Raw genomic sequence first — 24,908 nt, forward strand, 5'->3', positions numbered from 1 at the left:
GCGGCGGTGCAAAGAGGTGCTAGGTCGTGCGGAACAGTGCGGCGATGCGGCGGGCGGCGGCCTCGGGATCGGGCGCGGCGCTGATGCCCTGGATCACCGCGACCATGTCGGCGCCGGCGGCCACCACCTGCGCGGCGTTGTCCGCGTTAATGCCGCCGATCGCGCAGATCGCCACGGCGAGTTCGCGTCGGGCCTGGCGGATCAATTCCGGCGTAGCCCGCACCGCTTCCGGCTTGGTCGGTGACGGAAACATCGAGCCGAAGGCGACGTAATCGGCCCCGGCCGCCTGCGCCGCCCGCGCGCGGGCCAGCTCGTTGTAGCAGGACACGCCGATCACCGCCGCATCGCCCAGCCGCGTGCGGGCCCCGGCCGGGTCGGGGTCGTCGCGCCCCAGGTGCACCCCGTCGGCGCCGATGCGCGCGGCCAGCTCCACGTCGTCGTTGACGATGAACAGGGCCCCGGACTCCCGGCACTGGCCGGCCAGTGCCCGCGCCACGGTCTCCTGTGCTTCCCCTTCCAGGTGCTTGTCGCGCAGCTGTACGCAGCAGGCCCCGCCGGCCAGGGCGGCTGCGGCCATGCTCGTGTGGGTCTGCAGCGGATCCGCCCCCGGCGGCGGGGCCGGCGTCACGAAATACAGCCCGCGCAGAGGCGCGCGCTCGATGACGGGCTCGGTCACGGGTTCAGTCATGGCTGGCCGGGCACAGGCGGTTGGGCACGTGCTGGCCCTGTCCGGGGGCATAGCCGGTCTGCACCGCGTGGTTCATGAAGTTCTGCGCCTCGATCACCGCCGGTTCCAGGTCGCGCCCGCGGGCGAGGAAGGCAGCGATGGCCGCGGCCAGGGTGCAGCCCGAACCGTGGAAACCGGCCGGGTGACGCGGCAGTTCGAACATCCGCTGGTGGCCGTCCTCGCGGAACAGGCGGTTGCGGATCGGCTCGTCCTCGCCGCCCTCGTGGCCACCGGTGATCAGCACGTTGCGCGCGCCGCGTTCGCGCAGGGCCGGGCCCTGGCGCTCCGGGGTGTCGTGCCCGGCCAGGGCGCGCGCCTCCGGACCGTTGGGGGTGATCAGCGTGGCGCGCGGGAGCAGGATCTCGCGGGTCGCGTCGATCACCGCCTCGGTCGCCAGCTCGCCCCCGCCGCCGGCGACCATCACCGGGTCGAGCACCGCCGGGATATGCGGGTGCGCGCCCAGCAGCGCGGCGGCGGTCTCGACGTTCTCCACCGAGCCGAGCATGCCGATCTTGATCGCGCCGACGTCCAGGTCCGCCAGCGTGGCCTCGATCTGCGCGCGCAGCCGGGCGGCCGGCAGCACGCTGAAGTCGATCACGTTGCGGGTGTCCTGCACGGTGATGGCGGTGACCGCCGTGGCCCCGTGCACCCCCAGCCGGGTGAAGGTCGTCAGGTCCGCCTGCAGACCGGCGCCGCCCCCGGGGTCGGAGCCGGCAATGGTCAGGGCGATGGGGGGATGGGTCATCTCGCGGTCTCCCGTGCTATGGTTCGCGCGCCCCGCGGGCCCGGGGCTGTCCATTCATTCGGGAGTGTACGCAGCATGAGCACGGAGTTCGACGTGAAAAAGGCGCAGCCGCTGCTGGCGGTGGCGCGCGGAGAGGCGGGGCTGTCGGCCGCGGCGGACAATGCCCTGCAGGCGCTGGAGGCGGAGCTGAACGCGATCGCCGCCGAACTGCAGGTGGAACACGTCGGGCCCGGAGTGGGCATGGCGGACATGAACGCCGAAGGCGCCTACCGCATCGTGGTGCGCGAACACGAGCACGACGTGACCCGGCGTGAATGGGGCTTGATGGTCTGCGATGCGGCCGACAACTGCGACTACCGGCCGATGTGGCCGATGTCCGGCACCGGGCGGCTGCGGCGCCGCCAGGTGGTCGAGGCCCTGCCCGAACTGGTGGCCGGCTGGCGTGCCGCGGTGAACGAGGCCGGCCAGGCCCTGACCCCGGGGGGGCAGCGCCTGGTCGCGCTGGACACCGTCTTCAATCCCAACTGAGGGGGAGCCCTCAGTCCAGCGCGATCGGTTCCGGTCCGGCCCGCAGGGTGAGGCGGCTCCAGTCCTGCGCCCGGGCATGGGCGTCCAGGGTCGGGTCCGGGTCCACGGCTACCGGCTGTCCCACCCGTTCCAGTAGCGGGATGTCGTTGCGCGAATCGCTGTAAAAGGTCGCCCGCGCCATGACCGCGTCGGGATCGTCGTGGTGTTGCGCGAGGAAGGCGTGCAGCCGATCCACCTTGCCGTGCTGAAAGCAGGGCGTGCCGGCGACTTCCCCGGTAAATCCGCCGTCGCGTTCTTCGGCGATGGTCGCCAGCAGATGGGGCACGCCCAGGCGCTCGGCGATCGGGCCGGTCACGAACTGGTTGGTCGCGGTGATGATTACCAGTTCGTCCCCGGCCTCGCGATGGCTCTGCAGCAGCGCGTGGGCGGCCGGCGCGATCATTGGCTCGATGACCTCCTGCATGAAGGCCTCGCGCCACGCCTCCAGCCGCTCGCGGGGCTGCTCCGCGAGCGGGGCGAAGGCGAAGCGGCAGAACTCGAAGATGTCCAGCGTGCCGGCCAGGTACTGCTCGTAGAACCGATCGTTCCCCGCGGCAAAGGACTCGCGGTCCACCGCCCCGCGGGCGATCAGGGTCTCGTTCCAGGCGTGATCGCTGTCGCCGGCGAGCAGGGTATTGTCGAGATCGAACAGGGCCAGAGTCATGCGGCATCGTCGCGGGTATGCGTGAAGCCGCGCAGTCTACCCGATCCGGTGAAGCCCACGGTACGGGGGCTGCGGCGGAACGTTATTCGGATCTCAGCCAGTTTTCCACCTGCAGGTCCGGGACGCGTCGGAATTCGCGTTCGTTGCCGGTGACCAGGATGAGCTGCGCTGCCCGGGCGTGGGCTGCGATGGGCATGTCATTCGGACCGATGACGGCTCCGGTCCGCTCCAGGTGCCGGCGCAGATCGGCATATTCATGGTCCGCCGGCGGGTCGAACGCCAGGATTTCCATTGCGGAAAGCACTGCTTCCACCTGGTGCTGGAGTCGCAACGACCCGGCCTTGCGAGCACCGAAACGAAGCTCGGCGGCCACGATGATGCTGGTGCAGACAGACTGTTCCCCCTCCCGGGCAATCCTTTGCATCACCGCGCCGTGTGGATCCCGCACGAGCGCCGAGAGCACGTTGGTGTCGAGCAGATAGCGTGCCATGACGGTGTTCTACAGGGACACGTTGTCCGCCGGAGGCAGGCCCTTGCCCACGTCCGGAGAAGGTTCGTCCAGCGGTTCGAGCTCCGCGAGAACGGCCAGCAGTCCCTTGCGTTTCAAGGGCGTGAGCACGAGCTGGTCACCTTCCTTTCGCAGGATCGCTTCATCCCCTTCCAGTTCCAGCTCCCGGGGGATGCGAAGTGCCTGGTTGCGCCCGTTGCGAAACAGCCGGACGCGACGTTCGGTTTCCATCGAGGATCCTCCGATAGCAGGCATATGCTTGAACATATGCCTCATTGGGGCGAGCTATCAACGGTTTGAACGTGCGCCGGTTCAGCGACGCAGGTCTTCCAGCAACGCCTCCAGCAGCTGTTCCTCGTGCAGGGCGCAGCCGCGGTGTTGCAGCGCCTCCTGCAGGGTGTCGTCCCAGCAGGCGGCCACGGGCCGGGCCCTCAGCGGGCGGTCGGAGAGGGTGGCGTGGGCCTCCAGGGTCGCCGTGTCCATTCGCCATGGCCGGGCGCCGAGGCGCTGGATGACCGCGTTGGCGATGGCGATGCCCGTCCAGTCGAAATCGGCGCGAAACAGCAGCTTCGCCCCGGCGTCGCGGAGCTGCTCCAGCAGCACCCAGACCGCGGCGCGGGGGCGCCCCCAGGTGGCGACAAGCGGCGCACAGTCGGTGCCCAGGCGTTCGGCGGCCTCGGAGACCACGGCGGGGTTCTCGCAGACGTGGACGATCCGGCCGTCGACATCCCACTGCGGCGGCTCGCGGAGCAACTGGCGAAGGGTCAGGTAGAGGGGCTCGGCCGCGGCGCTGTGGGCCTCCAGGGCACGGGCGGTGGCGGTGTCGCCGGTGGCCGGCAGGCGGTGGACCAGCACCGTGCTGGTGATGTCCCCACCGATCAGGATACCGGCGTGGGCCCACAGCGTCCGCTCGTCGGGGTCGTCGTCGCCGACACCGCCCCGCCAGTAGCGGTGCAGGGCGTGACGGACCAGGGCGGCCACCGGCTGCCCGGCGTCCAGCGCGTGGGCGTCACCGAGGCAACGGGCGGCCAGGGTGCTGCGATTGCTTCCGGGCTGTGGCAGTTCCTCCAGCACCATCAGGCTGCGCTCCAGCAGCTCGCGCCCGCGCGCGGGGTCGCGATTGGCAAGACGTTTGACCAGACCTCGATCGACCACCGACTCCAGCCACTGTGCCAGGTCCGCCGCCGCGGCGCGCGGATGCAGAGCCGCGACCACCTCAACCCAGCGCTGCTGGAGCTCGGTCCGTTCCCGCGCGGGATCCCGCAGGGGGCCGTCAAGGACTTCCAGGGCCTCACGCAGGCTCGGCGCCAGTTCGGCCCGCTGCAGGATCCGCTCCATCTCTGCCAGCGACAGGCGCAGACTGTTCCCGGCGCGTGGCGGACGGCCGAGCAGGCGCTCGACGGCCTCGCGTTCCGCTCCACTCGCCCGGGTCAGGGTGATGGTATCGCCACCGCCACGCAGGATCCGCTCGCGCAGGCGCCGGCGCAGCCGTTCCAGCGCGGCGCCGCCGAGCAGGCGATGGAGGCGCTCATGGTTGACGGACAAGCCGGACTCGCTCCTGTGACCATGCGGTGAAGTCGATAAGTCGGGGCCGGGGAGGTCGTCGAGATCCTGGTGATTGCGGGTCGGCACCCGGAGCCCGTCAACCCGCCGGCGCGTGGTTGCCGTCCCACAGCCGCTCGAAGTCGAAGTCGACGGCGCAGTCGGGAAGCTCGAAACGGTGGCGCTCGTCGCGGAAGTCGCCGACCTTGCGGTAGGCGCCGTCCACCAGACGGTAGACCTTGGCCTTGCGGGCGTCGGGGTAGACCAGGACGTAGTGGCTGACGCCCTCGTCGCAGTAGAGCCGGAACTTGGCCTCTTCGTCCCGCCGCGCGGTGTGCGGGGAGAGGATCTCGAAGATCCACTCCGGGGCACGGGTCAGCCGTTCGCCCTCCGGTGGCTGGCAGAGGACCAATACGTCGGGGCGGACCACGGTGTCGCGGGAGAACTCCACGTCGATCTCGAACAGCGCCTCGCAGCGCGGGCAGTCGTCCAGCACCCCGGAAAGCTGGGTGAAGATCTTCCCGGCCAGCCGTTGGTGCGTGATCCCCGGCGACGGCACCATGGCCAGTGGCACGCCGTCGATCAGCTCCCAGTCGCCTTCCCAGAGGCGGTAGTCGTCCACCGTATAGTGCTCCCGGTAATGCGCTGCTTCCATGGCGTCCACCCTCTGTGCACGGCTGCCTTTCCCTGAATTGTAGGCCGTAAACCGTCCGCCACTGAAATCCGCGGCGCTCAGAACAGCGCCCCCTCTTCCGGTCCCTCCTCGGAATCGGGCGCCGGTGCGCGTTCGGGGCGCTCCAGCGGGGTGCCGGGCTCGGCCTCGCGGATGCGGCGGGCGCCGTCCCAGCGCCAGCGGGAGACGAACACCGCGTCCACATCGTCGCGCCGTACCAGCTGCGCGATGGCGAGCCCCGGCACCTCCGGGTAGCAGCCCCATTCGCGTTCGGAGGTCATCAGGGCGTCGAGGTCGAACTGCGCCAGCAGGCCCATGCTCTTGGCGCGGGCGTCGTCGTCCACGCCGGCGAAGACCTCGTCGAGCATGATCAGCCGCGGCGCCGCCGGATGGGCACTGCCGTAGTGGCTGGCGGCGGCGGCGAACAACGGCAGGGTGATGACCAGGGCCCGCTCACCCCCGGATGCGGGCCCGTAGGCCGGACGCCAGCGGCCGCTCTGCCAGCGCTCCACGGTGAAGCGGTGCCAGTAGCGGTAGTCGAGCCCCCGCTCCAGGATCTCCGGCAGCGACGCCCCTTCGTACTCCCGGCGCGCCTCCTGGATGCACAACTGGATGAAGTCCCCCACCGCCTGGCGATCCGACGGCGTCCAGGCGTCCATGCTCTGGCGCAGCAGTCGTTCACGGGTGGCCTCCAGACCCGCCGGGGTGTCCAGTCCGCCGGCGGTCTCTCCCTCGGCCAGCGGCTGCCAGGCGATGCGCAGACGCATGCCGGTGCTGGTGGGCCGTTCGGCGAGCTCTTCGTTCATCTGCCGCACCTGCCGCTCGGTGGCCGCCAGCCGGTGCTGGAGGTGACTGGCGACCTCGTCGATCAGGTAGTTCTCCACCAGTTCCCGTTCCCGGGCGGTGAGCAGCTCGCGACGGCGTTCCAGCTCCCGGTCGAGCTCCGCGGCCAGTTCGTCGGGCCCGTGGTGGCGGGACTGGAAGGTGACGCGCACCAGCAGCAGATCGTCCTGCTGTTCGATCTGCGCGTCGTGGCCGGGCTGTCGCCCCAGGGCGGTCTGCAGGGCGGTGAAGTGCTCGTGGAGCCCCTTCTGGTGGCGCTGCCAGGCGGCGTCGCCGGCGTCGACATCGGCCAGGGCCTGTTCGAGTCGCCGGGCACGCTGGACCGTTGGCTCCGGGGCCCACGAGGCGTCGTCGTCCACGGTGAGTTCGCCGTCGGTGGCCACCGGCATCAGGCCGGCCTCGGCGAACCGGCGCAGCCGCTGGACGGCGTGCTCGCGACGCTGGTCCAGCTCCTCGAGCCGCTGTTCGGTGTTGGCGATATCGCTCTCCAGCGCACCGATCCGCTTGCTGAGCTCCGTGCGCTCCTGCTGCAGGCGCTCGCGTCGCTCGGCCAGCTCCTGCAGGGTGGCCTCCACCTCGTGGAGCTGTCGTTCCAGCGCCGCCACCTCGGCACCGATGCTCTCGCGGAGGGTGTCACGGTGGGTCTCGGCGTCCCGCGCCTGGCGCTCGGCCTCATCGCGCTCCCGGGTCGCCACGCGCAGCGCCTCGTCGGCGCGCTGCGCCTCTTCCTCTGCCCGGCGCAGCCGTTCGGCCTCACGCCCGTGGACGCGCAGGGCGTCGCGCAGCCCGCGGCAGGCGTCAGCGTACTCCGACAGGGCCTGGCGCACGGCCTGGAGCTGGCCCTCGGTGGTGGGCAGGTGCAGTTCAGCGGCCCGTTCGTCGCGTTCCTGGCGCACCTGCTCCGCCTCCCGACGGCGAGCCTCGAGGGTCTGGCGGGCCTGTTCGGTTCGTTCGGTCTGGGCCTCCACGGCACGCAACGCCGCGGCCTCGGACGCGTGGGCGTCGCGCAGCGCGGTATCGGCGGGGCGGCGAGCCCACTCCTGGTCAAGCCGGTCGCTGCGTTCCGTGATCCCGGCCAGTGCTGCGTCGATCTCCTCCCGGGTGGCGCCCAGTTCGGTGAGTTCGGCGTCGATCTCCTCCAGGCGTGCCCGTCGAGCGGCCTCGCGAGCGGTGTGGCCAATGTAGCGCGCGCGCTCCTTGTCCCAGTCCCCCCGGGCGGGCCCGAGCTGCCAGCGTCCGTCGACGGCGACCCAGGCAGGCCCCGGCGCGGCGGCCTCTGCCGGCTCTCCCGCGCCGATGCGGGCCAGCAGCGCCGCCACCCGCTCGGGACTCACCGGCGGGTCGCCGTCGGGCCGCCGGACGTCCGGGGCCAGCCAGCGATCCACTGCCACGGCCGGCTCGGGGGCCTCGGTGGTCAGCAGGGTGTCCCGGACCCCGGCGTCCATGGCCGTGCCCTCCGGCAGGATCCAGGCGTCCAGCAGCCCGGCGGCCTCCAGTGCCGCCTCCAGCCCGGCCCGCTCCGCCTCGGGCACCTCGTCCCGGAAGTCGACGAGCTGCCAGAGCGGCGCCCCGGGGCGCTCCGCCCGCTGTTCGTCGGATCGGGTGTGCGGTGCCGGCGGGGCCAGCTCCTCGCCGGTGGTCAGGCGGGCCCGCTCGGTCTCCAGCGCCTCGATGGATCGGTCCACCTGCTGGCGCTGGTGTTCGCGCTCGCTGCGGGCGCCGGCCAGTTCGGCGGTCAGGGCCTGCCGGCGGGCCTCCAGGGTGTTCTCCGCCGGGTTGCGGTCATTCACCCGGGCCGCCCAGTCGGCCAGCTCCGCCAGCATCTGCTCGGCGTCGTCCGGACGCAGTTCGGTGAGCTCGGCGAGGTACGACCGCCACGCCCCCTGCAATGTCTCGCCGGCCTCCTCGGTGGCCTGGCGGGCGGCCTGGTGGGCCTGCTCGACGCGATCCTGCTCGTCGCTGTGGTGCTGCCAGTCCCCCTGGGCACGGGCCAGCCGGCGCTCCGCCTCCGCCACGGCGCGGTGGTGTTCCTCGAGCAGGGCCACGGCCTCCTGGCGTCGGCGGTGGATCTCCAGCAGCCGCTCGCGCACCCGTTCCGGGGGCTCCGCCGGGGCCTCCCCGCCCGGCGCGCCCTCGGCGGTGAGCCCGAGGCGCTGGATCTGCTCACGATGGGCAGAGATAACCCCGGCACCCTCGGCAAAGCCCTCCAGACGCGTCAGCATCTCCTCCAGCTCGGTGCGGGCCTGCTCGGCCAGCTCACGCTGCTCGTCGCGCCGCTGTTCAGTTTCCCGGAGCCGGCTCTCGCTCTCCCGGTGGCGTTCGGCCTGTTGATCGGCGTAGCGCCGCTGCTGCTCGGCGGCCTGCTCGGCGTTGTGCAAGGACTCCGCCGAGCGCATGGCGGGGCTGTCCCGCAGGGTGCGCAGGCGCTGCTCGGCCGCATCCACTTCGGTGCGCAGGGCGCGCTCGCGCTCGCCGGCTTCGACCTCGCGTTCCCGGGTCTGCTCCAGCTCCTCGCGGGCATGGCCCAGCTGCGCCCGGACGTCCTCGTACTCGCTGTGCGCGGTCCGGATCCCGGCGCCCCGACGGCGGGCGGCCACGGCGGCGTAGCGGCGGTAGTGCTGCAGAAACTCGAAGACGGCGTCCCGCGCCTGCTCCAGCGCTTTCGCCTCTTCGACCATGGCGTCGAGGCTGCGGTAGGCGTCGGCCACGTCGTTGATCACCCCCTGATCCAGGGGCGGCAGCGCCTCGGTGAGTGCACGGGAGAGCCGGGACTCATCGGGTGTCTTGGACAGTTGCGGCTGACGGAGCTGCAGCAGCAGGTCGAGGAGGGCCTCGTAGCGCTCGGCCCCGAGCTGGAAGAACTGCTCGTCCACGGCCCGGCGGTAGGCCTGGGCCTGATCGTAGAGGGCGCCGGCATCGTCCAGTGCCTGGGCGAGCCGGTCACGCCCCAGGGTGCGGCCGTCCTCCACCAGGAAGAGCGACTCTCCGGGGCGTTGCGGCGTGATGAAGAACCAGGAGCGTACCCCGCGCTGCGCCACCGCCTTGAGGCCGCAGCCGATGGTCCGGTACTCCGGCCCCGCCTCGCCCATCCGGCCGAACTCGAGCCAGGTGTACCCCTGGCGCTCGCCGGCCTGGCCGAGCAGCAGGTTCCACTCCATGCGCTTGCTCGGATCGCCGTCGGGCTCCACGCGCGCCGGATTCATCTGGCCATCCAGCAGGAAGGGCAGCGTCAGGGCCATGACCTTGGACTTGCCGGTGCCGTTATTGCCACGCAGCAGCAGGCGACCGTCATGGAAACGGAACTCCTCGTGGTCGTAGTGGAACAGGTCGACCAGGCCCAGGCGCAGAGGCTGCCAGCGCTCCCCGGTGGGCTCCGGCAGGTCGCCGGCGGGTGCGATCGCGGGCGTCGCGCTCATGCGTCGGCCTCCCCGGGCACCAGTTCGGCCTGGGCGCCCTCCGGCGTGCGCGGCTCGTCCACCGCGAAGCGCGCCAGGGCCGGCCTGGCCGATACCCGCCCCTGGTCGTCGATCCGGATCAGGCGCAGACCGCGCAGCTGCTCCACCGCCTGCCGGGCCAGGGGGCGCTCGGCACCGGGCTCCAGGGCGTTGCGCCGCCAGTAGCCACGATACGACTCGCGCCATTCGGCGATACGCTCGGCCAGGTGTTCCAGGGTCACCGGGACCTCCCCCAGGCCGGCCAGATAGGCGGCGATCAGCAGGGTGGCGTGCCCCTCGGTACCCTCGCTGGGGATCTGCCGGTCGGTGAGCGACTGCTGCGGATCGACCATGGCGATCCCCTCGGCGCGGACCTCCGCCACCAGGCCGGTGGCCTCCTGGATCCGCCGGGTGATGGCGCCGCGCTGGCCGGCCAGGTACTGGCGCGCCGCATCGTCGAGGTCGTCCCAGTAGACCACCGGATCGTCCAGCAGCCGTGCCGTCAGATCCTGACGCAGGGCGCGGTTGCGCGCCTCGTGGTTGTCCGGGACGAAGGGCTCGACGATGGCGCGCAGGCGCGCCTCGAAGTCACCGGGGTCACCGTCGAGCACCACCAGGGACGGCCCCCGCAGGGTCACGAGCAGGGCGGCCAGGACGCGGCGATGGATGTCGTAGAGGACGTCGCCGTCCCGCCCCCGGCGGACGAAATCGTCCTCGTTGCCGGCCACCCGGGACAGCACCCCCAGCTCCAGCAGCAGCCGCACCGTCGCCACCAGGTCGCGGCGCTCGTCGCGACCCTCCAGGCCGAAGTCCAGACCGGCCGCCTCCAGCGCCGGGTCGGCGGCCTCCTGGATCAGTGCCTCGCCCAGCCGCCCGAGGGTCACCTGATTGTCTCCCCGCTCCAGGTTGGCCAGCGCCAGGCAGAGCAACGCATAGCGCCGCCGGTGGAAGGGCGCGCGCTGGGCGCCGCTGCCGGTGGTAGCCGGCCGGGTGGGGTCGCCGAAATCCGCCGGGCGCTTGTGGAGCCGGGCAAACTCCGACTCCACCTGGAGCTGCCAGCCGGTGTTGGCGGCGAGCCAGTCGCGGAGCTCGGTCTGATGGCGGCGGACCAGCACGAAGGCCGGATGCCGGGCGTCCATCAGCGGATTCAGCAGCAGTGCCCGCAGGGCGCGCTGGCGCTCGTCGGCGCGGTTGCGCTCCAGAACATCGGTGAGTGTGGCGTCGTCGGCCATCAGGGCGCGGACTCCAGCTCGGTGATGCGGATGCGGTAGTCGGGGCCGCTGAGGGTGCCGCCCGGCGTGTGCAACACCGCCTGCGTCTCCGCGCCCAGGGGCTCCATCTCGATGCCCAGGGTGCCGTCGCCGCTGACCGCGGCAATGGGCTGGTCAGGGGCATCGGCGGCCGCCAGCGCATCCCCCAGGAGCTGCAGAAAGAGGCCGAAGGCATCGTGGTCCAGGTGGCCCATCTCCGACAGACGCAGCATCTCTCCCGTGGCGAGCCTGGCGCGGGCCGCCCGTGCCTCGGCGGCCTCGGCGGAGAGCTGGCGCGCCAGCCAGGCCTTCTCCTGGTCACGGCGGCGCATGCCAGGCGGGGCGCCCCGTTTCTGGTACTGCCCGGTGGCACGCAGGCGGGCGCTGATGCGCAGCGGCGGCGCCTCGGACCACGACACGCTGGCCGCAACCCGGCGTTCCTGCCAGTGGGCCAGGGTATCGGCATCGACGCCCAGATGGCGGGCTGGCGTCAGCCCGAAGGCCGCCCGCCACAGGCGGTGGGCGTGATCGTCGTCGGGGCACTCCAGGAACCAGCGGGCCAGGGTACGGAAATCGGCGGAGCGGTCGCTGCGGCCCAGTCGGCGCTCGTTGAGCCGCTGGATGGCCTCCAGCATCTGCGAGATGGAGCGCCGGGCCTGCGCCCGCAGCAGGCTGGCCTGGGCGCGGCGCTCGGGCTGGTCCAGGAACCACGCCTTCAGCCCTTCCCAGTGGCCCTCCCAGTGCGCCAGGGCACGGTCGCGCTCGCTGCGCCGGGCGATCTCGGGGTCGCCACTGCCCGCCAGCTCCGGGGCAATGTCCTCACTGTCGCGTTCGGCAGCCAGGCGCAGCAGCGCCGCGATGGGCCGCTCGCCACCGGCGTTGTCGTCGAGCCGGCGGATGGCGCCGGCGATCTCCGCCGAGGCGGTGACCAGATCACCAATGAAGCGCTCGATGTAGTCGATGAGCCGCTCCTTGTAGGCGACCAGGGCCTGCTGATCGTCGCCGCGCAGCTCCAGCGTGCGCGACAGCCCGTTCATGAAGGCGCGGGCGTTCTCCGCCAGATCGCTGAAGACGGCGGTGAGATCGCGCAGCAACAGATGGGCCTCGTTGGCGTCGGGCACATCCTGGTCGGCCAGCTCCTCCAGCGAGCGCAGCCGCAGGCGCACATCGTCCAGGGCCACCGTCTGCAGCGCGCCGCGCCGGCCCAGTTCGCGGTCGAAGAGCCGCAGCGCGGCCTCGGCGGCCTCGCCGGCGCGGGTGAGCTGGTAGAGATAGCGGGCCCGGTAGAACTCCTCGACACTGGTCACCCGTGAGGTATCGGGATCGGCCTCCAGGTTGCCCCACTGGACCAGCTGGCCCAGGGCACTCTGGACCTCCTCCAGGGCGTCCAGTCCGGCGCGTTGCTGAACGTCCTCCGGGCGGAGATGGACGGTGAAGTGCTCCTTGGCCTCGACGAAGGCGGCCATGATCGCTCGGTAGAGCGGAGCCTTTTCGGCAACGAGGTAGTTGAAGGCGGAGTAGGCTCGTTCGGACATGGGTCGGGGCGCCTTGCTTCGCTTTCGGTGAATGCCCCCTAGGTTACCGCAACCCCGATGATGGTGTCGGGCGGGTCCGCCATCCGCACGAGGACACGCCCGGAGGTCTCGCGCGGCGGGAGCGGCAGTTGTCGCCACGGTGGCGCGCCGCTATCCTCGCCGCCATGAATCTGCACGAATTTCAGGCCAAGGCGGCGTTTCGCGACGCCGGGATCCCGGTGCCCGAGGGCCGGGTCGTCGATCATGCGGACGCCGCGCCGGAGGCCTGGCGCGAGCTGGGCGTCGAACGGGCGCTGGTGAAGGCGCAGGTGCACAGCGGCGGTCGCGGCAAGGCCGGCGGGGTCACCCTTGTCGACAGTGCCGAGACCGCGCGGGATGCGGCGGCCGGCATGCTCGGCACGCGTCTGGTGACTGACCAGAACGCGCCCGAGGGGCAGCCGGTGGAGCGGGTGCTGCTGGAACCGGCGGCCGACATCGCGCGCGAGTTCTACTTTGCCCTGCTGGTTGATCGCTCGCGGGAGTGCCTGACCTTCGTGGTCTCCGCCGAGGGCGGCATGGACATCGAGACCCTGGCCGCCGAGCGCCCGGAGGCGATCCTGACCCTGCCGGTGCACCCGGCGACCGGGATCATGCCGTTCCACGGTCGGCGCATCGCCGCGGCCCTGGGGCTGGAGGGCGCGGCAGCGAAGGCGGTGGCCCAGCTGGCGACCAACACCCATGCACTGTTCTCCCGCACGGATGCCCAGCTGCTGGAGATCAACCCGCTGGTGCAGACCGGGGACGGCGAGCTGCTGGCGCTGGATGCCAAGCTGAGCCTGGACGACTCCGCCGCCTACCGGCAGGCGGCGCTGGTCGAGCTGCGCGATCCGAACCAGCGCGACCCCTCCGAGGAGCGCGCCCGCGAGCACGACCTCAACTACATCCCGCTGGACGGCTCCATCGGCTGCATGGTCAACGGCGCCGGTCTGGCGATGGCGACCATGGACCTGATCCAGCACCACGGCGGCGAACCGGCGAACTTCCTCGACGTGGGCGGCGGAACCACCGTGGAGCGGGTGACCGCCGCCTTCAAGCTGATCCTGTCCGACGACTCGGTGCAGGCGGTGCTGGTGAACATCTTCGGCGGCATCGTGCGCTGCGACCTGATCGCCGAGGGCATCATCGCCGCGATCCGCGAGGTGCAGGTGGACGTGCCGGTAGTGGTGCGTCTGGAGGGCACCAACGCCGAGCAGGGCCGCGAGGCTCTGGCGAATTCCGGCCTGGACGTGATCCCGGCCGCCGATCTGGACGCGGCCGCGCGCGCCGTGGTGGAGGCCGCCGCATGAGTATCCTGGTCGACCGCGACACCCGGGTGATCTGCCAGGGCTTCACCGGCAAGCAGGGCAGCTTCCATTCCGAGCAGGCCATCGCCTACGGCACCCGCCTGGTGGGCGGGGTGACCCCGGGCAAGGGCGGGCAGAGCCATCTCGATCGCCCGGTGTTCGACACCGTGGCCGATGCGGTGGCGGCCACCGGCGCCACGGTCAGCATGATCTACGTGCCGGCACCGTTCGCCGCCGATGCCATCTGCGAGGCGGCCGATGCCGGGATCGAACTGGCGGTGTGCATCACCGAGGGCATCCCGGTGCAGGACATGGTTCGGGTCAAGCAGATGCTGGCCGACACCGGCACCCGCCTGATCGGCCCCAACTGCCCGGGGATCATCACCCCGGAGGCCTGCAAGGTGGGGATTATGCCCGGCTACATCCACAGCCGCGGACGCATCGGCATCATCTCGCGCTCGGGCACGCTGACCTACGAGGCCGTGCACCAGACCACCGCGCTGGGGCTGGGGCAGAGTACCTGCGTTGGCATCGGCGGCGATCCCATCCAGGGGCTGGATTTCGTCGACTGCCTGCGGATGTTCCGCGAGGACCCCGAGACCGACGGCGTACTGATGGTCGGCGAGATCGGTGGCGACGCCGAGGAACGCGCGGCGCGCTACATCCGTGAGGAATTCGACAAGCCGGTGGCCGCCTACATCGCCGGGGCCACGGCCCCGCCGGGACGGCGCATGGGCCACGCCGGGGCGATCATCGCCGGCGGGCAGGGGACCGCCGCGCAGAAGATGGACGCCCTGCGCGGTGCCGGTGCCGTGGTGGCGGAGAGCCCGGCCGAGCTGGGTCAGGCCATGCAGCAGGCCCTGGGCACCGCTTCCGCACGCTGATCCGGCGCCCCCGTTGATGACCGCACAAGCGCCACGCATCGCCCTGGCCCAGTTCAACCCCGTGGTCGGGGCGCTGGAGACGAATGCCCGGCGCATGCGCGAATTCGTCGAGCAGGCACGCGCCGAAGGCGCCCACCTGGTGATGTTCCCCGAGCTGGCACTGACCGGCTATCCGCCCGAGGACCTGCTGCTGCGGCCCGCGTTCCTGGATGCGGTGGACGCGGCGCTGGAGCGCCTGGCGGAGGCCAGTATCGGCATTGACCTGCTGGTGGGCGCGCCACGGCGCGACGGAGAAGGGCTGGCCAACGCCGCAGTGTGGCTGCGCAACGGCGTGATCCACGCGACGTACGCCAAGCACATCCTGCCCAACTACTCGGTGTTCGACGAGGTGCGCTATTTCCACGCCGGCCACGAGCCCTGCGTGGTTCAGCTGGGCGACTGGCGCCTGGGTGTCACGGTCTGCGAGGACATCTGGCAGCCGGCCCCGGCGGCGCATGCCCGCATCGCCGGGGCCGACGTGCTGCTCAACCTCAATGCCTCGCCGTTCCATCGCGGCAAGCCGGCGGAGCGTTCCGCGGTGGTGGCCGCGCGGGTCGCCGAGACCGGGTGCCCGGTGCTCTACGTGAATCAGGTGGGCGGCCAGGACGAACTGGTGTTCGACGGCCGCAGTTTTCTGCATCCCGGCCCCGGGGGCACGCCGCAGGCCCTGCTGGATCCCTGGGAGGAGGGGCTGGCGCTGGTCGAGCTGGAGGCCGGTGACGCCGGACGGCCCCGGCCCGTAGTCGTGGCCCCCGAGGCGGCCTCGCCGCTGCCGCCCGCGCCGGCGGCGGTATCCGAGGCCGACAGCTCCGCGCACGCCGCGGATGCGGAAGTCGCGGATCTCTACGCCGCGCTGGTCACCGGCATCCGCGACTACGTCGACAAGAACGGTTTTCCCGGTGTGATCCTGGGGCTGTCCGGCGGCATCGACTCCGGGCTGACCGCGGCCCTGGCCACCGATGCCCTGGGCCCGGAGCGGGTCACCGCGGTGATGATGCCCTACCGCTATACCGCCTCGATGTCGGTGGAGGATGCCCGCGCCCAGGCCGAACACCTGGGGCTGGATTACCACGAGGTGGCGATCGAGCCGATGGTGCAGGCGTTTCTCGGCGGGCTCGACAGTGCGCTGTCGTCGGTTCCGCCGACGCCCGGCGACGTGACCGAGGAAAACCTGCAGTCCCGCTCGCGCGGGGTAGTCCTGATGGGGCTTTCCAACCGCACCGGCCGCATGCTGCTGGCCACCGGCAACAAGAGCGAGCTGGCGGTCGGCTATGCCACGCTGTACGGCGACATGAACGGCGGCTTCGCTCCGCTGAAGGATGTCTCCAAGCAGTGGGTCTGGCGCCTGGCGCGCTGGCGCAATACCTGCGGCGAGGTGATCCCGCCACGGGTGATCGAGCGTCCGCCCAGCGCCGAGCTGGCGCCGGGGCAGGCCGATTCCGATTCCCTGCCGCCGTACCCGGTGCTGGATGCGATCCTGGAGGCCTTCGTGGAAGAGGAGGCCTCGGTGGCGGACATCGTGGCGCGCGGTTTCGAGCGCGAGACCGTGGAGCGGGTCGCGCGCATGGTGCTGCGGGCCGAGTACAAGCGCCGTCAGGGCGCCCCCGGGGTGCGGGTCAGTCCGCGCGCCTTCGGCCGCGATCGCCGCTATCCCATCACCTCCGGCTACCGTCCGGAATGAGGCCGGTGGTCTGGTACACTCAACCGCACACGATTCGCCCGCGGACGCGGGCGCAGACCGGGGGATTCGCATGAAGAAGATCGAGGCGATCATCAAGCCGTTCAAGCTGGAAGACGTCCGCGAGGCCCTGACCGAGATGGGCATCGCCGGGATGACCGCCACCGAGGTCCAGGGCTTCGGCCGGCAGAAGGGCCACACCGAGCTCTATCGCGGGGCCGAGTACGTGGTCGACTTCCTGCCCAAGGTGAAGCTGGAACTGGTGGTGGACGATGATCGGGTCGATGCCTGCATCGACGCGATCGTGAAGGCGTCGCGCACCGGGAAGATCGGGGACGGCAAGATCTTTGTCTCCGACATGGATCGCGTGGTGCGCATCCGCACCGGCGAGGAGGGCAGCGAGGCCCTCTGACGGGCCGTCTGTCGCGGGGCGCCGCCGTTCAGTTGAAGAACGGCAGGCGCTCGAAGGCGCGCCACAGGCCGCCACGTTCCACTTCCACCGACAGGTGCTCGCCGCCACGCACCGCCACCGCGGCCTCGGCATCGTTCAGTTCCAGCACGCTGAGGGTCGCGTCGGCGTGGTCATCCAGACCCAGCTCGCGATAGGAGTGGTACAGCACCGACAGCGCCTGCGGCATCACGTCGGCGTTGGGGTAGGTCGCCAGCACGTGGCGCGCACGTTCGGCGGCGGCCACCCAGGCGGTGCGCTCCATGTAGAATTCGGCAATGCGCAGCTCGTTCGCGGCCAGGGTGTTGATGATGAACACCATGCGTGGATGCGCATCGGCACTGTACGGGCTGTCCGGGAAGGTGCGGATCAGCCGGTCGAAGTCCTCGTAGGCGTCCATCAGCGGGCCCTGGTCCATCTCGGTGGGATCCATCGGGAACACGTTGCTGAGGAAGCCCTGGTCGCGGTTGAAGTTGATCAGGCCGCGCAGGTAGTAGGCGTAATCGAGGTTCGGATGACGCGGGTTGAGCTGCTCGAAGCGGTCCACCGCGGCGAGCGCGGGTTCCGGTTCGCCGGCCTTGTAATACGCGTAGGGGATCTCGATCTGCGCCTGCTGAGCAAAGCGTCCGAACGGATAGCGGGCCTCCAGCAGCTCGTAGTATTCCACGGCCTGGCTGTAGTTGCCGCTGTCCAGAGCGGATTTGGCCTCGCTGTAGAGCTGGCTGGCCGACCAGCCGGCCGTGGGATCGGCGCGCCAGCTTTCGCAGCCGGCCATGAGCAGGGCCACAATCAGGATGACAAACAGGCGTGGCAGGGTGGAAGCTGGGAGCACGGAAACCTCGTTGCGAACCGTTGTGCGCGGATGAAATCCGGATTCTACACCATTGACGAACATTGACGCGGCCTGCCTCCGGAGGGTGAGGGCATGAGCGAACCACGCCGGGCAACCCTGCCCGAAGAAGAGGCCGGGCAGCGCCTGGATGCGGCCCTGGCGCGCGCGTTTCCCGAGTATTCGCGCAGCCAGCTGGTGCAGTGGCTGAAGGCCGGTGACCTGCGCGTGGACGGAGCGCAGCCGCGGCCGCGCACGCCGGTGCGCGGTGGCGAGGCGGTGGAACTGATTCCGCCGGAGACCCCGTCGCTGGAGGATGCCCCGGAAGCCATCGAGCTGGACATCCTGTACGAGGATGCCGACGTGCTGGTGATCGACAAGCCCGCGGGACTGGTGGTGCACCCGGCCGCCGGTCACCGTCAGGGAACCCTGGTCAACGCGCTGCTGCACCACGCGCCCGAGGTCGGCGTACTGCCGCGCGCCGGGGTCGTGCACCGGCTGGACAAGGACACCACCGGCCTGATGGTGGTCGCGCGCAACGCGCAGGCGCAGACCGCCCTGGTGCGTCAGCTGCAGGAACGCAGCGTGCACCGCGAATACCGTGCGCTGGTCCACGGCCGGGTGATCGCCGGCGGCACGGTGGACGCGCCCGTGGGCCGCCATCCGGTGGACCGCAAGCGCATGGCGGTGAACCCTGCGGGCAAGCTCGCGACCACGCATTATCGGGTCGCCGAGCGTTTCCGCGGCCACACCCTGTTGAACGTACGCCTGGAGACCGGGCGTACGCACCAGATCCGCGTGCACATGGCGCATCTGCGTCACCCGCTGGTGGGGGACCCGGTGTACGGCGGCCGGCCACGACCGGTGCGCGGGATGGACGAGTCGGCGCGCGAGGCGGTGAACGGATTCCGGCGTCAGGCGCTGCACGCGGCGCGCCTGGAATTCCGTCATCCCGCCACGGGCGAGCCGCAGGCCTTCGAGGCGCCGCTGCCCGCGGACTTCGCCTCGCTGCTGGAGGTATTGCGCGCGGATGCCGCCCACGCGGAGGCGCAGGCATGAACGCCACTGGCACGCTGCCGGACACGGCCCTGATCACGCCCGACTGGCCCGCTGCCCCCGCAGTCGGGGCCCTGCAGACCACCCGCGTCGGCGGGATCAGCGAGGGCGTATGGGCCAGTCTGAATCTCGCGCTGCATACCGGGGACGATCCGCAGCGAGTGGCCGGGAACCGGCGCCGTCTGGCGCAGGCGGTGGCCGCGCGGGGCGTGCCGGGCGCCGAGCTGCACTGGCCGGCACAGGTGCATGGCACGCGAGTGGTGCGCGCGGAAGAACTGGCCGCCGCCGACGCGCCGGTGGAGGCCGATGCGGTGATGACCACCCGGCCGGGCCGGGTCTGCGCGGTGCAGACGGCGGATTGTCTGCCGGTGCTGTTCGCCGGTACCGGCGGGGAGGCGGTGGCGGCGGCGCATGCCGGCTGGCGCGGGCTGGTGGACGGGGTCCTGGAGGCCACGCTGGCGGCGCTGCGCGAGGCCCGTCCGCAGGCGGACTGGCACGCCTGGCTGGGGCCGGCGATCGGCCCCGACGCCTTCGAGGTGGGCGCGGAGGTGCGCGAGCGGTTCCTGGCGGTGCAGCCGGAGATGGCCGCGGCCTTTCGCCCGGCCGCGCGGGACGGTCACTGGCTGGCGGACCTGGAGGCGCTGGCGCGCGATCGTCTGGCGCAGGCCGGCGTGGTCGTGCATGGCGGTGGCCAATGCACCTTCAGCGCCCCCGACCGGTTCTTCTCGTATCGTCGCGACGGCACCACCGGGCGCCTCGCGAGCCTGGTCTGGATCTGCCCGGAGGCCGGAGCCTAGGAACCGGTCGTCGGGTCCTCGGGCTCCCCGGCGGTTCCGTCTTTCGAGGCGGGGGGGCTCGCGGGCCTTGCGGCCGGGTCCACCGGTGCACGGGTGAGCGCCTTCACCGGGATGGCGGGTGGTTCGGCGAGCCGGCCGGCGGCCCGTTCGTCCAGGCGTGCCCGCGCCCAGGCCACGTGTTCGCGCACCAGCGCCGACGGGTGTCCGGCGCGCGCGGCCAGGGCCTCGCGCGCCGCGTCGGTGGCCGGTCCGTTGCCGAGGGCCACGGCGAGGTTGCGCAGCCATTGTTCGTGGCCGATGCGGCGGATCGCCATGCCGGTGGTGTGTTCGAGGAAGCTCGCCTCGTCCCAGCCGAACAGCTCGACCAGCGAGGCGCTGTCGAGGCCATGGCGGGCGATGAAGTCCGGTTCGGCCGCGACCTCGGCGAAGCGGTTCCAGGGGCAGACCAGCTGGCAGTCGTCACAGCCGTAGATGCGGTTGCCGATCAGCGGCCGCAGGTCTTCCGGGATCGAGCCTTTCAGCTCGATGGTGAGATAGGAGATGCAGCGCCGGGCGTCGAGGTCGTGCGGGCCGCGGAAGGCCTGCGTGGGGCACACGTCCAGGCAGGCGCGGCAGCTCCCGCAGTGGTCCTCGGCCGGGCCGGGATCGAGCGGCAGCGGCAGATCGGTGAACAGTTCGCCGAGGAAGAACCACGAGCCGGTACCGCGGGCCAGCAGGTTGGTGTGCTTGCCGATCCAGCCGAGCCCCGCCTGCTGGGCCAGGGCCTTCTCCAGCACCGGCGCGCTGTCGGTGAAGGCGCGGTAGCCGTGCGGTGCCTCGGCCTCGATCCGGCGGCCGAGTTCGGTCAGTCGCTTGCGCAGCAGTTTGTGGTAGTCACGGCCCAGGGCATAGCGCGAGACATAGGCGCCCTCGGGATCCGCCAGCTGGGCGGCCGGACGCCGGGTGCGTGGCGGGAAGTAATCCATGCGCACGCTGATGATGCGCTGCACCCCGGGAACCAGGGCGTCGGGGTCGTGGCGCAGCGCCGCGCGGTCGGCCATCCATTGCATGTCGCCATGCGAGCCGCGCTCCAGCCAGGCGTCCAGGTGCCGGCGATCGGCCTCGGGGACCCGCGCGGGGCCGATGCGCAGTTCCGCGAAGCCGAGTTCGCGCCCCCACTGGCGGATGCGATCGGCGAGTTCGGCGCATTGGCGCGGGTCGGGATGGTCAGGCACGATCGACAGGCCAGCAAGGAGAGGAACGGACATGAATGATGCCCCCGCACACCCGTCCCCGGCCAGCCCCGCGCCCGGCGAGCGGTTGTTCGACACCGCGCGCATGCGCGAGCTGGATGCCACCGCCATGGCCCTGCCCGGGATGGCGCCGGGCGAGTTGATGGACCGGGCCGGTGCGGCGCTGCTCGAGCATCTGCAGGAATGCTGGCCGGGGGTGTCCCGGGTCGGGGTGCTCTGCGGGCCCGGCAACAACGGTGGCGACGGTTTCGTGCTGGCCCGCCGCGCGCGGGCGGCCGGGCTGGAGGTGGTGCTGCATGCGGGGTCTTCGCGGGCGCGGGAGGAGTCGGACGGGAAGCGGGCCCGGCGTCTGTGGGAGGAGAGCGGGGGCGAAATCCACCCGCTGGAGACGTTCGATCCCGCCACTGCGGATGTGTGGGTGGACGCGCTGTTCGGTATCGGTCTGCAGCGTCCGCTGACCGATGTCTACGGCGAGGTGATCGAGCGGCTGAACCGTGCGGACCGGGCGGTGCTGGCGGCCGATGCGCCCTCGGGGGTCGATACCGACAATGGCGCGCTGCGCGGGCAGGCGGCGCGGGCGACACGCACCCTGACATTCATTGGCGACAAGCCGGGGCTGCATACGGGGGCTGCGGTGGACTACGCGGGCACGGTCCGCGTGGCCACACTCGACCTCCCGCATTCGCTGGCGCAGAGCTTCGCACCGGCGGCGTGGCGCATTGGTCCCGGGCACTGGCGGGCGGGTCTGCCGCGGCGGCGGCCCGGGGCCCACAAGGGTGATGCGGGCCACGTGATGATCGTCGGCGGGGCTCCCGGGTTCGCCGGGGCCGGGCGGCTGGCGGCGACCGCTGCGCTGCGTGCCGGGGCCGGGCGCGTGACCCTGCTGACGCATCCCGAACACGCGGCCTTCGTGTGCAATGACCGCCCCGAGATCATGGTGCGCGGGGTGAGCGAAGGCCCGGAGCTCCTGCGCTGGCTGGAGCGGGCGGACGCGGTGGCCATCGGGCCCGGTCTGGATCAGGGGCCGTGGGGGCGTGAGCTGTGGCTGGCGGCGGCCGATTCCGGCCGCCCGGTGGTGGTGGACGCCGATGCTCTCAACCTGCTGGCGCAGACCCCGCGGCGCAGCGACGACTGGGTCCTGACGCCGCATCCCGGCGAGGCCGGGCGTCTGCTGAACCTGGATGCCGCGGCGGTGGAGGCCGACCGACCGGGGCGACTGCGGGAGCTGGTCGTACGGTTTGGCGGCACCGTGCTGCTCAAGGGGGCGGGGACGCTGATCGCCGACACCGATGACGGGCCGTACCACTGTGTCACCGACGGCCATCCGGGGATGGCCACCCCCGGCTGTGGCGATGCGCTCACCGGCGTGATCGCGGCGTTGCGCGGACAGGGCCTGGACGCGCGGGGCGCCGCGCGTATTGGGGCGGGCTGGCATGTGGCGGCCGGGCGCGTCGCGGCGCGGCGCCTGGGGGGCACCGTCGGCATGCTGGCGGGGGATCTGATCGCGGCCCTGCCGGCCGCCGCGGGGGGCGACGATGGTTTTTGACCGGGCGGCCTTCGACGGAGCCCCGGTGGAACTGCCGGATGCGGCCGCCACCGAGGCGGCCGGTGCCGCGCTGGCGGCGGTGCCGGGGCTGCGCACGGTCTATCTGGAGGGCGACCTGGGCGCCGGGAAGACCACCTGGGTGCGCGGTCTGCTGCGGGCCCTGGGGCACGCGGGGACGGTGCGCAGTCCGACCTACACTCTGGTCGAGCCGTACGAGCTGGACTCGCGGAAAGTACTGCATTTCGATCTCTACCGTCTGGCGGATCCGGAGGAACTGGAGTACCTCGGCGTGCGCGAGGCGCACGGGGCCGGGGTGCTGTGGCTGGTCGAGTGGTCGGAGCGCGGTTGCGGCTGGCTGCCGGAGCCGGACCTGCGCATGCACCTCGAGGAACATCCGGACGGGCCGGAGTTCGGACGCCGGCTGTGGCTGGAAGGGTCGGCCGCCGAGGCCGCTCGCGCCGCGCTGGCAGCGGCGCCGGGACAGGAATAGATCTGGGGGTGGCCGGTTTTGCCGAATACCACATGTAGTGGGTAATGGTTCGCGGGGTCGCGCGGGGAATGACGCGGAAGGTTGTGAGGGCACACGCAGAAACCTTGGTATCTTCCTAAAAATTCGCGACATTCCGGGTTGCTTTTTTAGAGGATCTGTCCACAATAAGAGTGGAGTCCCTGACCAGCCGGGGTGTGTGCGTGGGCCATCACCGTTCCGACATCGATCCGAATCGCCGCCAGATCCTGCGCGCCCTGGGTGCACTGGGTCTGGCGACGCTGCCCCTGCCGGCGGCGGCCGGGGCGCGCGTCGAGCGCCTGCGCATGTCCGTGGACGGAGAAACCACGCGTCTGGTCTTCGACATGGAGGGCGAGGCCGAGTACGAGGTGTTTCGCCTGCAGTCGCCGGAACGGCTGGTGGTGGATCTGACGAACGCCAGCACCGATGCCAGCCTGGAGGTCAATGATCACCCGCGTTCGGTGATCGACGGCGTGCGCCACGCGCCGCGCAACGGTTCCGATCTGCGCGTGGTCCTGGATCTGCGCGAGGCCGTGAGCCCGCGCAGCTTCCAGCTGATGCCGGCTCAGGGCGCCCCGCACCGGCTGGTGCTGGACCTGACGCGCAGCGGCTCGGCGGGCACGCGGGTGGAAGCGGGGGAGGAGCGCGAACCGCGTCGCGGTCGCTCGCAGGAGGATCTGCGCGACGTGATCGTGGCCATCGATGCCGGCCACGGCGGGCATGATCCCGGCGCCATCGGGCCCAACGGCACGCGCGAGAAGGACGTGGCGCTGGAAGTGTCGCAGCGGCTTGCGGACCTGGTCGAGGATGAATGGGGCATGGAGGCGGTGATGATCCGCACCGGCGACTATTTCCTGCCCCTGCGCGAGCGCGTCAAGCGCGCCCGGGAGGCGGAGGCCGACGTGTTCATGTCGATCCACGCGGATGCCTTCCCGGACCCCGGCGTGAACGGGTCCTCGGTGTACATGCTGTCGGAGGGCGGGGCATCCAGCGAGGCCGCACGCTTCCTTGCCGAGCGCGAGAATCAGGCCGACATGCGCCTGGGCGGGGTGCCGATGAACGGCCGTGATGATTCCCTGAGCAACGTGCTGCTGGATCTGGCCCAGAGCGGCAGCCTCGAGGCCAGTTCCACCCTGGCCGAGCGGATGATCGACGAGCTGGACCGGGTGGGCAAGGTGCGTCGGCCGAAGGTCGAGCGGGCCAATTTCGCCGTGCTGCGTTCGCCGGATGTGCCGTCCATCCTGGTCGAGTCCGGCTTCATTTCCAATCCGCAGGACGAACGTCGCCTGCGCAGCTCCAGCTACCAGCAGTCGCTGGCCGAGGCCCTGCTGACCGGCCTGCGGGCGTACTTCTCCACCCATGCGCGTCCGGGTACGCTGATCGCGGATGGCGGGGGCATGGAGCAGCACATCATCCGCCCCGGCGAGACCCTGTCAGGGATCGCGGATCGATACAGCGTTTCCCTGTCCGATCTGCGCGCGGTCAATGGCGTCAACGGCGACACCATCTATACCGGTCAGGTCCTGGAAGTCCCCTCCCGCGGCAGCTGATTTCCGGTCCGAATCCGGGATTCGGCGAGCACGCACGTGCACATTCGCCGGTGTTTCCTTACCCTGCGCTCCAGTGCTTTCCCGGGACGTGACGTGGGCATCCAGAAACTCTCCAATCAGCTGATCAGCCAGATCGCCGCCGGCGAGGTCATCGAGCGCCCGGCCTCGGTGGTCAAGGAGCTGGTCGAAAACGCGCTGGATGCCGGGGCCTCGCGCATCGAGGTGCGTCTGGAGCAGGGCGGGACTCGCCTGATCCGGGTGACCGACGACGGCTGTGGCATCGCGCGGGAAGAACTGCCGCTGGCGCTGTCGCGCCATGCCACCAGCAAGATCCGCAGCATGGATGACCTGGAGGCCCTGCACAGCCTGGGTTTCCGCGGCGAGGCGCTGCCGTCGGTGTCCTCGGTGGCGCGCCTGACCCTGACCTCGGCGGTGCCCGGCGAGCGCAACGCCTGGCAGCTTTCCGGGGACGGTTCCGATGTCTTCGGCGAGGTGATGCCAGCGTCGCATCCGCCGGGCACGACGGTCGAG

At 71.4% G+C, this 24,908-nt stretch carries 23 protein-coding genes; 11 read left to right on the top strand and 12 right to left on the bottom strand.

Annotation, left to right across the window (positions count from 1 at the left end; genetic code table 11):
• Nucleotides 1–19: 19 nt before the first annotated feature.
• Nucleotides 20–688: a thiamine phosphate synthase gene (thiE, locus tag B1A74_RS11135; RefSeq protein WP_077244687.1), complete on the bottom strand. Its 669-nt coding sequence runs from the start codon at nucleotides 686–688 to the stop codon at nucleotides 20–22.
• Complete coding sequence (thiD, locus tag B1A74_RS11140; protein WP_077244688.1) at nucleotides 681–1,472, bottom strand: bifunctional hydroxymethylpyrimidine kinase/phosphomethylpyrimidine kinase; 792 nt, start codon at nucleotides 1,470–1,472, stop codon at nucleotides 681–683. Before thiD ends, thiE begins: the two co-directional genes overlap by 8 nt.
• Before the next feature lie 75 nt (nucleotides 1,473–1,547).
• On the opposite strand from thiD, the gene B1A74_RS11145 reads away from it, so the two are divergent.
• The gene (locus B1A74_RS11145) at nucleotides 1,548–2,000 is read left to right on the top strand and encodes a hypothetical protein (RefSeq protein ID WP_077244689.1); all 453 of its coding nucleotides are present in this window, start codon (nucleotides 1,548–1,550) and stop codon (nucleotides 1,998–2,000) included.
• Between the two features lie 10 nt (nucleotides 2,001–2,010).
• Here B1A74_RS11145 and B1A74_RS11150 read toward each other — a convergent pair whose 3' ends face one another.
• The 8 genes from B1A74_RS11150 to B1A74_RS11185 all read right to left on the bottom strand — a co-directional run bounded on the left by B1A74_RS11150 (nucleotide 2,011) and on the right by B1A74_RS11185 (nucleotide 12,488).
• A complete protein-coding gene (locus B1A74_RS11150; RefSeq protein ID WP_018946819.1) occupies nucleotides 2,011–2,703 on the bottom strand; it encodes a histidinol-phosphatase in 693 nt (230 codons plus the stop codon).
• Nucleotides 2,704–2,785: 82 nt separating this feature from the next.
• Entirely contained in the window at nucleotides 2,786–3,193 is a 408-nt protein-coding gene (locus B1A74_RS11155) for a type II toxin-antitoxin system VapC family toxin (protein WP_018946820.1), read from the bottom strand.
• Between the two features lie 9 nt (nucleotides 3,194–3,202).
• Complete coding sequence (locus B1A74_RS11160; RefSeq protein ID WP_077244690.1) at nucleotides 3,203–3,442, bottom strand: antitoxin; 240 nt, start codon at nucleotides 3,440–3,442, stop codon at nucleotides 3,203–3,205.
• An 81-nt stretch (nucleotides 3,443–3,523) separates the two neighbouring features.
• A complete protein-coding gene (locus B1A74_RS11165; RefSeq protein WP_077244691.1) occupies nucleotides 3,524–4,756 on the bottom strand; it encodes a TIGR02679 family protein in 1,233 nt (410 codons plus the stop codon).
• A 97-nt stretch (nucleotides 4,757–4,853) separates the two neighbouring features.
• On the bottom strand, nucleotides 4,854–5,408 hold the full coding sequence (locus tag B1A74_RS11170; protein ID WP_077244692.1) for a Uma2 family endonuclease: 555 nt from the start codon (nucleotides 5,406–5,408) through the stop codon (nucleotides 4,854–4,856).
• A gap of 77 nt (nucleotides 5,409–5,485) precedes the next feature.
• Nucleotides 5,486–9,685 (bottom strand): TIGR02680 family protein, encoded by a 4,200-nt coding sequence (locus tag B1A74_RS11175; protein WP_077244693.1) that lies wholly within the window; start codon nucleotides 9,683–9,685, stop codon nucleotides 5,486–5,488.
• Nucleotides 9,682–10,935, bottom strand: coding sequence for a TIGR02678 family protein (locus B1A74_RS11180; RefSeq protein ID WP_077244694.1), 1,254 nt, complete (start codon nucleotides 10,933–10,935; stop codon nucleotides 9,682–9,684). The genes B1A74_RS11175 and B1A74_RS11180 overlap by 4 nt, the downstream gene beginning before the upstream one ends.
• Complete coding sequence (locus tag B1A74_RS11185) at nucleotides 10,935–12,488, bottom strand: TIGR02677 family protein (RefSeq protein ID WP_077244695.1); 1,554 nt, start codon at nucleotides 12,486–12,488, stop codon at nucleotides 10,935–10,937. The genes B1A74_RS11180 and B1A74_RS11185 overlap by 1 nt, the downstream gene beginning before the upstream one ends.
• Before the next feature lie 164 nt (nucleotides 12,489–12,652).
• On the opposite strand from B1A74_RS11185, the gene sucC reads away from it, so the two are divergent.
• The 4 genes from sucC to B1A74_RS11205 all read left to right on the top strand — a co-directional run bounded on the left by sucC (nucleotide 12,653) and on the right by B1A74_RS11205 (nucleotide 16,823).
• Nucleotides 12,653–13,813 (top strand): ADP-forming succinate--CoA ligase subunit beta, encoded by a 1,161-nt coding sequence (sucC, locus tag B1A74_RS11190; protein ID WP_077244696.1) that lies wholly within the window; start codon nucleotides 12,653–12,655, stop codon nucleotides 13,811–13,813.
• Entirely contained in the window at nucleotides 13,810–14,694 is an 885-nt protein-coding gene (gene sucD, locus B1A74_RS11195; protein WP_024328699.1) for a succinate--CoA ligase subunit alpha, read from the top strand. Before sucC ends, sucD begins: the two co-directional genes overlap by 4 nt.
• 16 nt (nucleotides 14,695–14,710) lie before the next feature.
• Complete coding sequence (locus B1A74_RS11200) at nucleotides 14,711–16,414, top strand: NAD+ synthase (protein ID WP_077244697.1); 1,704 nt, start codon at nucleotides 14,711–14,713, stop codon at nucleotides 16,412–16,414.
• 70 nt (nucleotides 16,415–16,484) lie between these two features.
• Entirely contained in the window at nucleotides 16,485–16,823 is a 339-nt protein-coding gene (locus B1A74_RS11205) for a P-II family nitrogen regulator (RefSeq protein ID WP_018870362.1), read from the top strand.
• 28 nt (nucleotides 16,824–16,851) lie between these two features.
• Here the strand turns inward: B1A74_RS11205 and B1A74_RS11210 are convergent, their stop codons facing one another.
• On the bottom strand, nucleotides 16,852–17,754 hold the full coding sequence (locus tag B1A74_RS11210; protein ID WP_018870361.1) for an outer membrane protein assembly factor BamD: 903 nt from the start codon (nucleotides 17,752–17,754) through the stop codon (nucleotides 16,852–16,854).
• Between the two features lie 30 nt (nucleotides 17,755–17,784).
• Between B1A74_RS11210 and rluD the strand changes: the two genes are divergently transcribed.
• A complete protein-coding gene (gene rluD / locus B1A74_RS11215) occupies nucleotides 17,785–18,747 on the top strand; it encodes a 23S rRNA pseudouridine(1911/1915/1917) synthase RluD (protein WP_077244698.1) in 963 nt (320 codons plus the stop codon).
• Complete coding sequence (gene pgeF, locus B1A74_RS11220) at nucleotides 18,744–19,541, top strand: peptidoglycan editing factor PgeF (RefSeq protein ID WP_077244699.1); 798 nt, start codon at nucleotides 18,744–18,746, stop codon at nucleotides 19,539–19,541. Before rluD ends, pgeF begins: the two co-directional genes overlap by 4 nt.
• On the opposite strand, the gene queG is transcribed toward pgeF, so the two are convergent.
• Entirely contained in the window at nucleotides 19,538–20,788 is a 1,251-nt protein-coding gene (queG, locus tag B1A74_RS11225) for a tRNA epoxyqueuosine(34) reductase QueG (RefSeq protein ID WP_077244700.1), read from the bottom strand. The two genes, pgeF and queG, sit on opposite strands and share 4 nt — an antisense overlap.
• Here queG and B1A74_RS11230 point away from each other — a divergent pair.
• The 4 genes from B1A74_RS11230 to mutL form a co-directional block, all read left to right on the top strand.
• Nucleotides 20,787–22,319: a bifunctional ADP-dependent NAD(P)H-hydrate dehydratase/NAD(P)H-hydrate epimerase gene (locus tag B1A74_RS11230; protein WP_077244701.1), complete on the top strand. Its 1,533-nt coding sequence runs from the start codon at nucleotides 20,787–20,789 to the stop codon at nucleotides 22,317–22,319. The two genes, queG and B1A74_RS11230, sit on opposite strands and share 2 nt — an antisense overlap.
• The gene (gene tsaE / locus B1A74_RS11235; RefSeq protein ID WP_167769417.1) at nucleotides 22,309–22,809 is read left to right on the top strand and encodes a tRNA (adenosine(37)-N6)-threonylcarbamoyltransferase complex ATPase subunit type 1 TsaE; all 501 of its coding nucleotides are present in this window, start codon (nucleotides 22,309–22,311) and stop codon (nucleotides 22,807–22,809) included. Before B1A74_RS11230 ends, tsaE begins: the two co-directional genes overlap by 11 nt.
• A gap of 194 nt (nucleotides 22,810–23,003) precedes the next feature.
• The gene (locus B1A74_RS11240) at nucleotides 23,004–24,377 is read left to right on the top strand and encodes an N-acetylmuramoyl-L-alanine amidase (RefSeq protein WP_077244703.1); all 1,374 of its coding nucleotides are present in this window, start codon (nucleotides 23,004–23,006) and stop codon (nucleotides 24,375–24,377) included.
• Between the two features lie 93 nt (nucleotides 24,378–24,470).
• Nucleotides 24,471–24,908: DNA mismatch repair endonuclease MutL (mutL, locus tag B1A74_RS11245; RefSeq protein WP_208855996.1), on the top strand; the 438-nt coding region annotated here is incomplete at its 3' end.

The sequence above is a fragment of the Thioalkalivibrio halophilus genome (assembly GCF_001995255.1).
GTDB classification, from domain to species: domain Bacteria; phylum Pseudomonadota; class Gammaproteobacteria; order Ectothiorhodospirales; family Ectothiorhodospiraceae; genus Thioalkalivibrio; species Thioalkalivibrio halophilus.